Source organism: Anaerobacillus sp., from assembly GCF_046314235.1.
In the GTDB taxonomy this organism is placed as follows: domain Bacteria; phylum Bacillota; class Bacilli; order Bacillales; family Anaerobacillaceae; genus Anaerobacillus.
In genome coordinates this window covers 251,415-265,809 of sequence record NZ_JBKBWN010000002.1, presented here as the reverse complement: position 1 = coordinate 265,809, position 14,395 = coordinate 251,415, and the positions used below count along the sequence as shown (strand labels likewise).

13 protein-coding genes are annotated in these 14,395 nt (G+C 37.4%); 1 reads left to right on the top strand and 12 read right to left on the bottom strand.

All coding sequences use genetic code 11. The annotated features are described in order from the left end of the window. Window positions 1–95: 95 nt before the first annotated feature. Window positions 96–1,499 carry a sigma-54 interaction domain-containing protein gene (locus ACK4M9_RS03385; protein WP_409848002.1) on the bottom strand — a complete coding sequence of 468 codons (1,404 nt, stop codon included), beginning with the start codon at window positions 1,497–1,499 and terminating at the stop codon, window positions 96–98. 90 nt (window positions 1,500–1,589) lie between these two features. Then, window positions 1,590–2,858, bottom strand: a complete 1,269-nt coding sequence (locus ACK4M9_RS03380) for an MFS transporter (RefSeq protein WP_409847999.1) — start codon at window positions 2,856–2,858, stop codon at window positions 1,590–1,592. A 170-nt stretch (window positions 2,859–3,028) separates the two neighbouring features. Between ACK4M9_RS03380 and ACK4M9_RS03375 the strand changes: the two genes are divergently transcribed. Further along, window positions 3,029–3,295, top strand: a complete 267-nt coding sequence (locus ACK4M9_RS03375) for a hypothetical protein (protein ID WP_409847997.1) — start codon at window positions 3,029–3,031, stop codon at window positions 3,293–3,295. A gap of 180 nt (window positions 3,296–3,475) precedes the next feature. On the opposite strand, the gene ACK4M9_RS03370 is transcribed toward ACK4M9_RS03375, so the two are convergent. From ACK4M9_RS03370 to ACK4M9_RS03325, 10 genes are all read right to left on the bottom strand, one after another. Beyond that, window positions 3,476–5,095 (bottom strand): ABC1 kinase family protein, encoded by a 1,620-nt coding sequence (locus tag ACK4M9_RS03370; protein WP_409847994.1) that lies wholly within the window; start codon window positions 5,093–5,095, stop codon window positions 3,476–3,478. Between the two features lie 189 nt (window positions 5,096–5,284). Next, window positions 5,285–5,485 (bottom strand): hypothetical protein, encoded by a 201-nt coding sequence (locus ACK4M9_RS03365; RefSeq protein WP_409847992.1) that lies wholly within the window; start codon window positions 5,483–5,485, stop codon window positions 5,285–5,287. Window positions 5,486–5,546: 61 nt separating this feature from the next. Further along, a complete protein-coding gene (locus ACK4M9_RS03360) occupies window positions 5,547–6,320 on the bottom strand; it encodes a GNAT family N-acetyltransferase (RefSeq protein WP_409847990.1) in 774 nt (257 codons plus the stop codon). Window positions 6,321–6,433: 113 nt separating this feature from the next. Next, window positions 6,434–7,375, bottom strand: coding sequence for a hypothetical protein (locus ACK4M9_RS03355; protein ID WP_409847989.1), 942 nt, complete (start codon window positions 7,373–7,375; stop codon window positions 6,434–6,436). Between the two features lie 175 nt (window positions 7,376–7,550). Then, window positions 7,551–7,880 (bottom strand): MGMT family protein, encoded by a 330-nt coding sequence (locus ACK4M9_RS03350; protein WP_409847987.1) that lies wholly within the window; start codon window positions 7,878–7,880, stop codon window positions 7,551–7,553. 249 nt (window positions 7,881–8,129) lie between these two features. After that, on the bottom strand, window positions 8,130–9,368 hold the full coding sequence (gene fabF, locus ACK4M9_RS03345) for a beta-ketoacyl-ACP synthase II (protein ID WP_409847985.1): 1,239 nt from the start codon (window positions 9,366–9,368) through the stop codon (window positions 8,130–8,132). 24 nt (window positions 9,369–9,392) lie between these two features. Then, window positions 9,393–10,337 (bottom strand): beta-ketoacyl-ACP synthase III, encoded by a 945-nt coding sequence (locus ACK4M9_RS03340; RefSeq protein ID WP_409847982.1) that lies wholly within the window; start codon window positions 10,335–10,337, stop codon window positions 9,393–9,395. Between the two features lie 319 nt (window positions 10,338–10,656). Further along, the gene (locus ACK4M9_RS03335; protein WP_409847980.1) at window positions 10,657–11,916 is read right to left on the bottom strand and encodes a L,D-transpeptidase family protein; all 1,260 of its coding nucleotides are present in this window, start codon (window positions 11,914–11,916) and stop codon (window positions 10,657–10,659) included. A gap of 341 nt (window positions 11,917–12,257) precedes the next feature. Next, entirely contained in the window at window positions 12,258–13,133 is an 876-nt protein-coding gene (locus tag ACK4M9_RS03330) for a radical SAM/SPASM domain-containing protein (RefSeq protein WP_409847977.1), read from the bottom strand. A 303-nt stretch (window positions 13,134–13,436) separates the two neighbouring features. Next, entirely contained in the window at window positions 13,437–14,000 is a 564-nt protein-coding gene (locus tag ACK4M9_RS03325; protein WP_409847974.1) for a DUF420 domain-containing protein, read from the bottom strand. Between the last annotated feature and the right edge of the window lie 395 nt (window positions 14,001–14,395).

Here is a 14,395-nt window from a genome sequence, read left to right as displayed (position 1 = left end):
CAAAGGTAAAAGGTGGAATTAATAGTATAGAAACCGTAAAAATGCAAAAAAAATGGCAACAATGAAAATCATTTGCTGCCATTTTTTTTGCACCTTTATTTTTCGATGCCATATTTATTTAGTTTATATTGAAGTGCTTGCCTTTTTACGCCAAGTGCTTGGGCCGTTTTGCTTATATTGCCATTGTTATCCTTAAACGCTTGCAAAATGGTTTCTCGTTCAAATTCCTCAAGGATATTTGGAAGATCAATCTGCCCCGTTGCTGGTACAATTGTTGTTTGTTCAGGTGTAGGTACCGTTTGGAATAGATGTGAAGGCAAATGTCGTTTTTCAAGCCTAGTAGAACCAATATCAATAACATTAAACGCAGATTCGATCGCGTGGTTTAATTCACGAATATTACCTGGCCAGTGATAATGACGTAAAAGCTGCAATGCTTCATCACTTATTTCTTGAACGTTCGAACCAAACGTATCATTGAGCTTTTTTAGAAAAAAGTTTACTAAAAGCGGAATATCCGATTTTCTTTGTTGCAGAGTTGGAAGCTCAATATGGACAACGTTCAAGCGGTAAAATAAATCGGTACGCAAAATCTTTTGCTCAAGTGCTTTTGAAGGATGAATGTTCATCGCAGTAATAATCCGAACGTCCATTTCTTTTTCGGAATTGCCACCTAGTCTACGAACTTTTCCGTCTTGAAGCACTCTTAATAATTTTGCCTGTAAAAAAAGATCTAAACTATTTAGCTCATCTAAAAATAACGTCCCACCATTAGCTTGCTCGAAAATTCCTGGGCGATCAATGGCACCAGTAAAAGCGCCTTTTGTCGTCCCAAACAATAAACCCTCCATTAATTCTCTTGGCACAGCGGCACAGTTTAAAGCAATGAACGGTTCTTCCCGTCTAATGCTCGCATTATGTATGCTTTGTGCGACTAATTCCTTTCCAGTTCCAGTTGCGCCACATATCAACACTGGAGAAAGCGATCTAGCCGCTTTTTTTGCGATCATTAATGCCTTGTTAAAGTTAGCGCTACTTCCGATTAAGTCGCTGAAGTGAAAGTCAGCAGAGCCTTTAGCTACCCGCCCTTTTTTCTTTGTTTCAAGCAGTTCTTTACGTAGTTCGAGCGTTTGATCATACATTCGAACAATTCTTGTTATGTCCTTAGCTGTTTCAACTGCGCCAATAATTTCATCCCCTTCATACAAAGGGTATGTACTATTAATGGTTGTGATTTCCTTACCTTGTAAATTCACATAGGTTTGCATCGCTTCGACGGTTTCTATGCCCTTTTTTAATGCTAAATTTAGTGTGCTAGTTTCAGATGTTAATGAAGGATAGAGATGAAAAATCGTCTTTCCTAAAACATTTTCCCGTTCCATCCCATCAATATCGGCCATCGTTTGATTATAAAAAACCGTTGTCCCTTTTTTATCAACGACATGGACACCAACATGAACCATGTTTAATACCCATTCATAATGTTTCGACCACTCCATGTTTTCCCCTCCTGCCATTTTTGTGTGGGCTAGGACTAAAAATCTAGGTATCTATCTATTATATGAATGGGTTGGCAAAATTATCAAATATTATCCTGCATGAGGGCTTTCTATTTTAGAGCTTGGTCTTGATTTTTTTTCGACATAAAGGACAACAACTAAAAACGCGAGGCCACCAATGAGACGGAACAATGATGAAATACTCATAGCAACATTCATTCCAAACAGTTCTAAAAATAACACGCCAAGTTGAGGCGCAATAAAGCCAACCCCAGCAATGACTACATTATAGCTAGCTAAATATGATGTGCGGTCATTTTCAGGTGAAACTTTTAATAATTGGTTGAACAAAAGCATGGTTGTTCCCGCCACAAATGTACCTGACCACAGATTCACTAACGTCAAATAAATAAGATTTGTCGATAAAATCGTCAAGAACGGTGCAGTAGTCATTCCAAGTGCTGCTACTAAAAGCATGGCACTGTTTCCTTTTTTATCTGCATATCGCCCCCACCATTTATAACTAGCAATCTGCGAAACTTGGTTTGCAACGGTAAACAAGCTAACCCAAAATGCCGTGGCGTTGGCGTAATTAATTTGATAAATGTTAAAAAGTGGCCAAGCCATCTGCCAACCAAAGTTAAATAAAAGTGCACAAATCAAAAAATAAAAATATGGTTTATGTTTGACCATTTTTTTAATAATTGTAAAATCGATTTTTTTAACATTTTTCGTTTTGTTCTCAAGTACTTTTCTATACTCAACATGCTTCATTAAGTAATAAACCTCAAGTAAACCAAATAAAAACCCAAGCGTGAAAAAGACTTGGTATGGTCCTGCGGCACTAACATCAAAAAAGTTTAAAATCGCCCCAACTAAAAACGTCGTAAACATCCCAACAATCGTTAAAACCCGATTTCGTTCACTAAAAAACTGGCCTCTTCGTTCATCAGGGATCAAATCACCAATGAATGATTGCCACGATAATGTCGCTAGCGCTGTCGGGAAATTCATTAAAGCGATTAAAACGACTAAAATCCATGCTTGATTAACATATGGAATAAATGGTACAAAAACTAGCAGCAAAAGAAAAAATCGAGCCATTAAAACTGCAATTGCGGTAAACTTTTTCTTCGTTTCTAGACGATTGATCCAAATCGCACCCGGGATCATCGCTAAAATACTCATTAATGACGGTAAGGAACTTAGTAAACCAACTTGCTGGTTGCTAGCACCTAAAACTTGAATGGCAAACAAAGGAATAAAGCCTGCGACTAAACTCATCGCAATAATCGAAAAAGCTCCATTCCAAATACTGTTACGTTCATTTGATTTAATTGTCTCTGGTAGGTAAAACATACCTATGCATCTTCCTTCTTTGTTTAGTGACTCGAAATGATTTATAGAAGGAGTTTACTCCTCTTTTCCGAAACTTTCAATGTTTTTTTTTAGATTGGAAAATAATAGGCTCAACACTATGTTTTTCATTGCATAGATTAATAAAAAAATACATCATCAAGGAGTTTACGATGAACTTTTTCCCGTATCGTTACGTACCAATCAACTACCACAATCCACCAATTAGTTACTATCCGTATCCACATCCACAGACGTTCGACCCATACAAAGTAGAACTACCTAAAGTAACAGACCCAATACAGCGTTGCCGCCAAAAATGCCTCTCTCTAGGCTACCGACCTGGAATGTTCGGTTGGCAGTATTGTATGTATGGTTGTGGTGGTCTGCTCGGTTCATTGCTAGATGATCCCCAGTTTGTTGAGGATATGATGGAATAAAAGAACTAGAATGTAAAACAAAATTAATAGAGACTGTCCCCGAATTCAAGTATCACTCACCTCGTTTACTAGAAATAGATTGCGTGCAAATACACTTCTATATCTAGTAACACCTCGAGGTACTCTGACACTTAAGGGGCAGTCTCTATTTATCAATGCAAAACTCATAGAGTTATGCTGTTACGCTCTTCGTTTTTCATGCATATATTTCAGCCATTTTTTTAACTTGATAGTATATAGAATATATCCAATGCTAGAGATCGCGGTTACACCAATAGACAGCTTTAAAATGAGAGAATGATCAGTATAAATACCTGTAGCGCCCCCAATTAATCCAAGAACGGTTAATTGGAATAGCTGCTTTTTGTTATTTTCATAAATGGTAAATTGAAAAAGCCTTCGATGTTCGGTTTCTTTGATCTCTTCAAGCTTTTGTGGTGTCTTTAGAAATTCTGTCACAGAATGGAGAACTTTGAACAGCGGTTGTGACTGCAACCAATACCAGACAAACGACCACTTATTCCCTTGTTTCGTTAACCAGTCGATAAAAACTGGCTTAGCTATCTCAATAAGCTCTTCTTCTTCTGCCAAGCTTCGAACAATGCCTTCAATGGTAACGAATGAACGCCCTAAAAAGACAAATCTTGTTGGAACTTGGATCGGAAGTGCCTGGAGCATATCGTTCATTTCGAGCTTTAACGCTACTAAGTCCATTTCTTTTAATTGGGCAGGTTGGAAAGACATTAATTCTGCTAATAACTTTTCCATTGTCCGCGGATCAGCTTCAGGAAGTAAAAAGCCTAAGTGAGTCAACGAATCTACTGCTTTAGGGAAATTCTTTGAAAGCAAGCCTTCGATTAACACTTGAAAGTAATTCGCATCTTTTTTAGAAATCATTCCAATCATCCCAAAGTCTAGTAAGATAATTTGTCCTTCCTTTGTTACTAATACATTACCTGAATGTGGGTCAGCATGGAATAAACCTGGCTCTAGCCATTGAGGTAGGAAGACTTCAAGCAGCTGCTGAGCAAGTTTTGTCCGGTTAATCTCTAACTGGTCTAACTTCTCTACATCGGTAACTTTCACACCTTCGACCCACTCCATGACGAGAACCTTTGAGGTACTTAGGTCAGAATAGACTTCAGGAATTTTGACTGACTCTATATTCTTAAATCGCTCCTTAAACTGAAGCAGGCTGTTTCTTTCCTGGGCAAAATCTAGCTCTCTTTCAATTACTTGTTTTAATTCCTGAAATAAAACGTTAAAGTTAATAAACCCTTTCGGTAGCGGAATTAAGTGATCGACAACCCAAATAATGATCCGCAGTGTGCGGAAATCCGTTTGGACAATTGACTGAATGTCTGGTCGCTGCACTTTAATCGCAACCTCTTGTCCATTTTTTAGAACGCCTTTATAAACTTCACCAATCGACGCAGAAGCAACGGCCTTCTTTTCGATCGTTTGGAATAGCTCGTCTATAGGCCGTTCCCATTCGGACCTTAGAATTTGCTCGATATCCTTCCAATCAGATGAAGGAACTTTATCAGTTAGATCTTGGATTTGAATTATAAAAGCATGAGGCAGTAGATCGGCACGTATGCTAAGTATTTGACCAATTTTGATCAGTAGTCCCTCTAATTCAAATAATGTCTTACGAAACCTTATGCCAATTTTACCCCATAGCGCTTCCCACTGGGCTTCTGATTTTTTGAAGAGTTTAAACCAATAAATTTGAATGAAGATGATAAAGGCTAAAGACAATACCTTTGTCATTCGTTTGAATTTACTTTTTGTTTTCAACACGAACCACTCTTTTCTTTGTCACTTTTTAAAACCATGATTTACACCAAGCGACTATACTCATCAATAAATGAAAAGTCGCTGATAACTCCGTTTGCTAGAAGACTCTAACAAATTTTACAGGAATTTTCTAGGAGAACCAGCGACAGTTTCGGTTAATTTCAAATACATAAGCGCAAATCTACCAATCTATTTAAATGCTTTCCCTTTTGTTAATATACATGGTACGCCTTTACCTATTGCCCCAGGCTTACTCATTTTATCTAAATAAGCTAATCCTCTAGCGCATTGGCTTTTACATACAAAGCAAGTATTTGCAGTGACGATTTTCATTGTATCTGCGTATTTATCGTTTGTTACAAAGATAACTTCTTTTTTCTTTTTGGCCATCGTCTATCACTCCTCAATTTTGATGATTCATACTATGCATCAAATGAGGGGGAGTGAGCGATTAAAAAAGAAATAATAGCTCTGTCTTTTCGCCGACTTTTTCAAAGCCATTCTTTTTGTACATTTCCTTTGCTGTATCTGCTTGGTCAGTAATCAAATAGGCATGCTCTATATTGTTGTCGAATGCCTTCTCTAACAAATGTTTAAGAACAGACGTACCAAAACTTCTTCTTTGATAATCTTCTAGAATATCAAAGTCTTCAAATTTCGCAACACGATTAAATGGTATATATTCAATATTTCCTATTGGAGTATCGCCACTATAACAAACAAATAATTCAATAGCTTTATCCGGATTTTTATATACTTCAGCTTTACCCTTTATTCTCCTTGTTGCAAAATCAAGACCCATCCCTTCTTCGTTTACTGCGATATCGACCGTAATGCCATCTTCTAGAACACGGCTTGACTCAGCACTTAAAACCGAGCACTCTGGATTTCCAATTAAATTTATGTAATTTCTTGTTTCAATCCCCATGAAATCATAGGTGCAGATCTGAGGTTTTACTGATAGTTTCTCGATTAGGTCAGCACTGATTGGATGATAAGTCTCGATTCGAAAAAAACCTTTCGCTTTCGTTTCTACTTTATTAATTTGGCTTTCAATGTACTCTAATAACCCAACATCTGATTTATAAAGATCAAAATTATGCGTGTACATGTCAGGAATGTTTGAGTTGTTAAAGGTTAAGGTTTGTTCGTCCTCACTGACTTCCGAAAACATCTTGATATATTCTATTTCCATTTGTTGTAGGTTATCTATGGACAATGTCATCTTAAATCATCTTCTTTCTTCGTTACTATTAGCGTAAGATATTATTTTTGACAACATCTTCAACTTGTATAACAGTTATCGTTCCTTGATGAAAGACACACTCCTTTTCACATTTAATAAGCTGTTTCAAGAATTTGTTTTCTCTCACTCTGAAGTTGCTGCAATTCATTTTCATGCTGCTCTTTTTTTGTGTGGAGCCTTCTGAGTAATTGATTAACTGACGTTTTCGTTGTTTCTACTTGTTTGATAGAATCTGTGATTTTCCCATGAACAACCCAGTCAACAATAAGCCCATCAAAAAAGTAATCGGCAAAGGTTAACATACCACTAAACTGAAGATCAATCTGATCATGATTCGTGACGTCTTTTAATTCTTCTTGAAAATGACGTAAACGTGTTTGCGCTTGATGAACATACTTTTTTGCGTCGTCAATATGTCCATGTTTAATCATCGTTGTCATCATGCCACCACCAACCATGTCCCATGTGGACCAACCTCTGGCTTTCTCTAATGATGAAAGTGCCGTAGAAAGAGCGTTTGCTGTGGCGTTTCCAGCTTGAATGGCTTCTTTGTATTCTTGAATTAATGCTGAAAGTTCGGCTTGTTTATCGGACAGTTCATATAATTGTTCACTCCAAATGGACTGTTCGTCGTGGATCAGTCGCTCTTTTTCAATGAGTAGGTGCTGGTAGTCGCGATCCGCATTTATGACAGCTTCAAGTTCACTTGATAGTACTGAAATTTCCTGTTCCATTTCTCGGATTGTTTCTAATGCTTCTTCGTATTTCAATTCCGCTGCTAAGGCTTCTTGCTGTTCTTTGTCTAGCTTCTCTAGCTTTTTTCCGATGATTGTATAAAAGATGTTTGAAAGTGAGACTCGCTCAAGCTTCTCGACATCCTTTTTTTCTTTTGAAAGCTGATTTTTAAACCTAGCAGCCTTTTGCTTTTGATCTCTTAAATATCTTTGTGCCCGGGCAAGATGTTCTTCATACTTTCGTTTTTTCCATTGGGCTTCTTTAATCTCTTCTAAATTCTTATTTAAGTCTGTAAACACGTTGTACCACTCCTATTAAGTATTAGATAACTAGAAAAACCTCATAAGGCTTCCTCTTTATTAGCTGCTCAACCGAATATACTGCTAGATAAGAAGCAATCAGATGGTCTCAGCCTTTGAGCTTTCCTCTAATTTCATTTACTAGTTTCCGTTTCCCTAGTTATTGGTACGATTTTTACAAATAAAAGGTTTCATTTTGTGAGGGTTGCCACTGATATTTTCCTAAATCAATCTTACCATTTAGGTCCACTTCAATGCCTTCAATTTCGAGGTTCATTATTTGTTCGTTATAGGCTTCATCATTTTGAAGAGCGATTTGTCCCTTTGCGTTAACTACCCGGTGCCAAGGCAGTTGATGTTTCTTGCTCATTGAATGAAGGATCCGAACAACTTGACGAGCTGCACGGGAACTTCCCGCTAGCCCAGCAATCTGGCCATAGGTCATAACCTTGCCTTCTGGGATGTTTCGAATAATGTGAATTACTTTTTCGGTAAAAGGAGTCACAATTGTAGTTCCTTTCTATATAGTCTATTTCCTAAAGGGGCCAAGCCCGCTACATCTAGATCACTAACCATGAGTTCGCTCATTACAATTATTTCATTTTAAAAAAGTATAAACAATCCTTTTTTAAACAGATTTGGTAGTTCTTTGTGAAGTTCTTGATCAAAAAAGGGTAAACTCATTATGTTTCTTGTAATCCTCGTTCCTAAAAATGAGAAAAAGAAGATGCGCTAGGACATCTTCTTTGAAAAGTTACTGATATTTTTTAAATGCTAGTGTAACATTGTGCCCACCAAAGCCTAATGAATTTGATAGAACAACATTAACATCAGCTTTTCTCGCCTGATTTGGCACATAATCTAGATCGAGTTCTTCATCCGGTGTTTGATAGTTAATCGTTGCAGGAATAACTCCTTCTTGAATAGCTAAGACAGAGAATATTGCTTCGATCGCCCCAGCTGCACCTAATAAATGACCAGTCATTGACTTTGTTGAGCTAATCGCTAACTTATATGCGTGATCCCCAAATACTTCTTTAATTGCTTGTGTTTCATACAAATCATTGTAGTGAGTACTTGTGCCGTGGGCATTAATGTAATCAACTTGTTCAGGCGTCAGATCTGCATCTTTTAGGGCTGATTTCATGGCGCGTTGCCCACCTTCACCATTTGGTGCAGGTGTTGTAATATGATAAGCGTCTCCAGTTGCTCCGTACCCTACGATTTCGCCATAAATATGGGCACCACGTGCTAAGGCACGCTCTAATTCCTCTAAAATAAGGATCCCTGATCCTTCGGCGATAACGAAGCCGTTTCGATTTTTATCAAAAGGCCGACTTGCAGTGTTTGGATCAGGATTCGTCGACAAAGCCGTCATATTGGAAAACCCTGCGATTGTCATTTCAGTAATCGCTGCTTCAGTTCCACCGGTAATCATCATATCCATTTCGCCGCTTTGAATGGTACGGAAAGCATCACCAATAGAATTAGCTCCCGAAGCACAGGCTGTTACGGAGCAGTTATTCATTCCTTTGGCGCCTAATTCAATCGAAACACGTCCTGAAGCCATGTCAGGAATGAGCATTGGGATGATAAATGGGCTAACTCGCTTTGGGCCCTTTTCTAGATACTTTTTATGTTGCTCCTCAAAGGCATCTAAGCCGCCTATTCCAGAACCGATCCAAACGCCAATCCGCTCGGCTTCTACATCTTGTCCGATCGTCACGTTCGCGTCTTTGATCGCCATTTTACTTGCCGCAATTGCAAGTTGAGTGTAGCGTCCCATTCTCCGGGCTTCTTTACCATCCATAAATGCCTCAGGAGTAAAGTTTTTAACCTCTCCCGCTACTTTTACAGTAAATTTCTCTGTGTCAATTCGCGTGAGTTCTGCAATTCCTGAAATGTTATTTTTAATGTTTTCCCAAGTTGTTGCTACATCGTTGCCTAATGGTGTTACTGCTCCAATTCCTGTAACTACTACTCTTTTTTTCATTTGTTGTTCTCCTCTCAATAAATTTTATTTCCCCCATTTTAAACAAATGGAACCCCAGGTTAAACCGCCACCAAAACCGACCATCACAATGACATCCCCATCATTAATTTTACCGCTTTCAATTTCACTGAAAAGCGCTAACGGTATCGAGGCTGCTGAAGTGTTTCCATGTTTAGTAACGGTTGTTGAGACTTTATTTTTATCTAAACCAAGCCTTTCTCTAGCAGCATCGATGATCCGGATGTTTGCTTGGTGTGGAACGAGAAAATCAACGTCTTCTTTCGTTAAGCCTGCTTTATGTACGACTGATAAGCTTGATTCTGGCATTTGTCTGACCGCAAATTTAAATACTTCGCGCCCGTTCATCGTAACGAAATTTGTTTTATTATCGACTAATAAGTCTTTAGCGCCAGTCCCATCAGCACCTAATTCAAAGGCTAATATTCCTTTTCCTTCAGAAACTTCACTTAAAATCACTGCACCAGCACCGTCTCCAAATAAAACTGCTGTGTTACGGTCGGACCAATCGATGATCTTCGAGAATTTCTCACTTCCGATGACTAACACATTTTTATATGTATTGGAGTCGATAAATTGTTTCCCAGTTACAACCGCATAAACAAACCCCGTACAGGCTGCACTTAAATCCATGGCAGGGATATTAGGTACACCTAAGGCTTCTTGAACGATACAAGCGACAGACGGAAACAGAAAGTCTGGGGTAGTTGTAGCAACTAAAATTAAATCAAGCTGACTTGCATCTAGTGAAGCGTTCCTAAGTGCGTTTTTAGCCGCTATAATCGCCATATCAGATGTGTCCATGTCCTCTGAAGCAATTCTTCGTTCTTCTATACCAGTTCTCTGGCGGATCCATTCAGAACTTGTGTCTAGCTCTGCTTCTAATTCACGATTAGAAACTATGTTTGTCGGTACATATGAGCCTACTCCGATAATACCTACACATTTCATTTCATCACCCTTACTTTCAATTATGACCAGGTCATAGAAACTACTACCTATATTACCTTAATTTCAATTAAAATAAAAGTTATTCTTAAAATCAACGAAAAAAAGCTGTCCAATGCGTGGCGCTGCGACTTAATGAGCTACTGTAAAATAGAAAAGACTGTCCCAAACAAAGTGTCAGACACAAATGAAAGTTCACTTTCACCAACATGGATGTAAAGATGATCGACACAAAACATCCATTCGAAGAAATTGAACTTTCCTGTAAAAATGCTATTTACAGGTAGACACTATTGGGACAGCCTCAAATACATTTATTAGATTATCTTATAATTTCAACTGTTGTTTTAACTGGGATATTATCATAGAGCCATTGAATGTCAGAATTATGCATACGAATGCAGCCTTTACTCGCATACGTTCCGATTGAGCTAGGATTGTTCGTTCCGTGGATCCCATATGTATATCCTTTTGTTCCTGGAACATCTAAACCAAGCCAGTGAGTACCTAGTGGGTTTTTATCGTCACCGCCTGGGATGTTTTCTGGATTAAACCACGGTTTTTCCACTTTATTAGCAATCGTAAATGTACCTTCAGGTGTCATCGAAGCCTCTTTACCCGTTGCGATCGGAAAGGTTTTTACCGTCTCGTTATCAATGGAAACGATTAGCTTGTTTGTACTTTTATTAATTTTGATGCTATACGTTCCTTTTGGTTGATGATTAACAATTACTGTTTGATTAGGAATTTTTAGAACTATACCCGTTTTAATATCTGTCGTTGGATTTTTAATCCGATTATAACTAGCAAGAGCATCTTGATAGTTAGCGTTTTGATAGTAATTCCTCGTGATGCTATAAAGAGTTTCTCCTTGCTTCACCTCATGAAAAGCGATGATCACCGGGTCTGGCAGTTCGAGCGTCATCCCTGCTTTAATATCAGTCGCAGGATTCGTTAAGTTATTAAATTCTGCTACTTTTGTTTGCTGATTACTAGTTAAATAGTATTTCATCGTAATACTATACAATGTTTCATTCGCCTGAACTAGATGGCTAACGACTAGATTTGCTGTTGGTTTTGCAGGTTTAGCTTCTTTCATACCTTCTTTTGGTTTTGTTTCAATCGTAGAAACGACTTGTTGGACATTTTTCGTCTCTTTTTTAGAAGTATTGACTGAAGTCGGTATTACACTAGTTTCGTTGCTGCTTTTTTTATGTACAATTTCTTCCACATTTTTTGGCTGATTATCTTCTTCCTCTTTTTCTATCTTTTCTTCTACCTTCTCTTCAACCGTTTCTACTAGATTTACAGGTTTTAACGGTGGTGACTGTTTAATTAATGGCGCATCTTGAACTTCTTTTTCTGCTGAAGCTGTTCGTTCTTGTTTTTCTTTATCAAAGACTTCTACGATTGGGATATAACTCGGTGTAATTGAAGCGACAAAATCGCTTGAAAATACGCCTATACTATATACGATGATGACCATAAGTATAATAGGTAGAACAAATTTTTTCCGTTTTGACTTTTTTCTCTTTTTTCGTGGCGCGTACCCTTGATGTGATTGATTGTTATGCTTTGACACCGTTACTTCACCCTTCTCTATTCTTCATTTAGACGTAGCGTAACAATTATTTCACATTTCTCCAGATATTTCTTTCGTTTTTGACAAAATAGGACTGATAATCTTAAAAACACACCTTAATCTCTATAAATCGCATTTTTTGTGTGTGAAATTAAGCCTATGTAAAAATTGGAAATAATTTTCAGGTAAGGACTATTGTCGTGAATAGAGCTATGACTCGTAAAAAAAAGAGCTTGTCAGAAAGATAGGATCAGTCACCCGAGGCACGACCTAGAGGATTTTCCTTCTCTTGATCCATGCCTAAACGAGTAGATCTCTTACTTGTTGGACAATCTCTATAATTAACCGAAGCGTTTACGATAGCCACACTTCCTACATAATTCTTCCACAGCTTCTCTTCTTGAAAAACCGTTATAAATATTATTCGCGCGTTCACCTTCAATGATCTCAGAAAATGGAGTGTCTTTAATGTTTCCAAGGTTAATCACTCCCTCTCCATCAAGGCAACAAGGAACAACTGTACCATTCGTTAAAATCGCGGCTTGGTTTCGTAAAGCGTGACAAAATCCTTTCCCGTCATCTTCTTCTTCATGTAAGGCAGGCCATTTGAATTCATGGTCTTGGTTTAAATAGATCCGTTCAGCAATTTTAACACCGCTACCAGGAATCACCTTTTCTTCAATTTGATAATCTAGATCAAAAGCTTTTTCAATAATTTCGAGAGCCTGGCGATTACGACTTTTTTCTGCATTCGTTGCATTGTCTTGATCTAAGTTCCAAAGTCGTAACGATACGATCATCTCGCTATTCGCAACAGCTTCTTTGGCAAAATCGAGAATTTGTGAAATGTATTCAAGTCGGTTTGTCGATCCAGGATGACCGTCAAAGCTATGCAACGAAAAATTCATTTGTCGTAACGCTGGCTTTTGAAAAATTTTATGTTTTGCTTTTTTTAAGAGTGTTCCATTTGTCGTAATGTTTACTTTAAAGCCCTTTTCATGACTAATATCTAATAGCTGATCAATTTTCGGATGAAGCAGTGGTTCACCTTTAACATGGAAGTAAATATATTTCGTATGTGGCTTAATTTGATCTAAAATATTTATAAATTGTTCTATTTCGATAAACTGCTTTGCTCGCTCCGTTGGAGGACAAAAGCTACAAGCAAGATTACAAATGCTAGTTATTTCAACATAAAATTTCTTAAATTTTTTCATGAGGATCTTTTTACTCCTTGCTATTTTTTCGCACTAATGTGAATCATACATGATTCCCCTTCTAAATAGAAGTGATAACTATTGGTAGCCAAATACTTCTTTGAGCTACTTCTCCGCAATTTTGCGACGAGTAACCGCAGGAGCAGCTGGCGCTCGGAGCTAGTCAACTTTTAATGTGCAAAAAAATTTATACTTCCCTTCTTATATAAAAAGTGCCAGTCACCCCGTAAAAATAGAAAGTATATTACCTTTCTACTTCATTTACAGTGGTGAGCTGACACCTAGTGGCGTTGGCATGATATTTTAATAATACGGTGAGATCAAGACATAAACGAGTACACCTGTGATCGCTACATATAACCATAGCGGCATCGTCCAACGCGCAATTTTTCTATGCTTCTCATCCTGACGATTTAATCCTCTAGCTAATGTTGTTAAAGCTAAGGGAACGATCGCAGCAGCTAAAACGATATGGGTAATTAATATGAAATAGTAAATTGATTTCAATATCCCTTCTCCACCATATGTTGTAGCTTCCGATAATGCATGATGACCGACATAGGTAACTAAAAATAATGCCGTTGTCGTAAACGCTGCATAAATAAACTTCGTATGCAGGGTAATATTTTTTTTCTTAATTGCCCAAAGTGCACCTACTAAAAATAAAAATGTAAATGAATTTAAAATAGCATTAATCAATGGTAATACTTTAACGTCAAACCCTGGATCAATCTCAAGTCTTGGCATCCCTGATAATAAGATGACAAGGCCATTTATAACAATTGTTAAAATGATAATCGCCGGTGTGTAATTTCGAACTTTTCTTTCCACAGTACTCCTCCTTAAGTAAAATCTCTTTAAAATCATACTATTTATCGTGTTGAAAAATCAAATAACTAGGCTTTTATTTCTAGTATCACGTTTAAACAGCGGTTTTCGACAGCGTTTATTGTGAGATTAGAAAAAGAAAGCCAAAGAATTTGACCAAGAAAAATAGTATTTACAAAGAGACCCTAAAAAAGGTATAAAGGAGAATATGAGTGACCCTTATTACTTTTACTTGTCGCATTAGTTCTCTTTTTTCTTTTCTTCAGATTTTAATTTTGCAACATCGTAAATCAATAGTAAAACAAGGAAGATTGCTAACAAAATAGTTAAAGTCGTATTGCTTAATTCATAAAAATAATTAGTACATAAAACGATAATCATATAGAGCACTGCAAACATAAACCTATTAAATTTATTAAACATTCCACATCTCC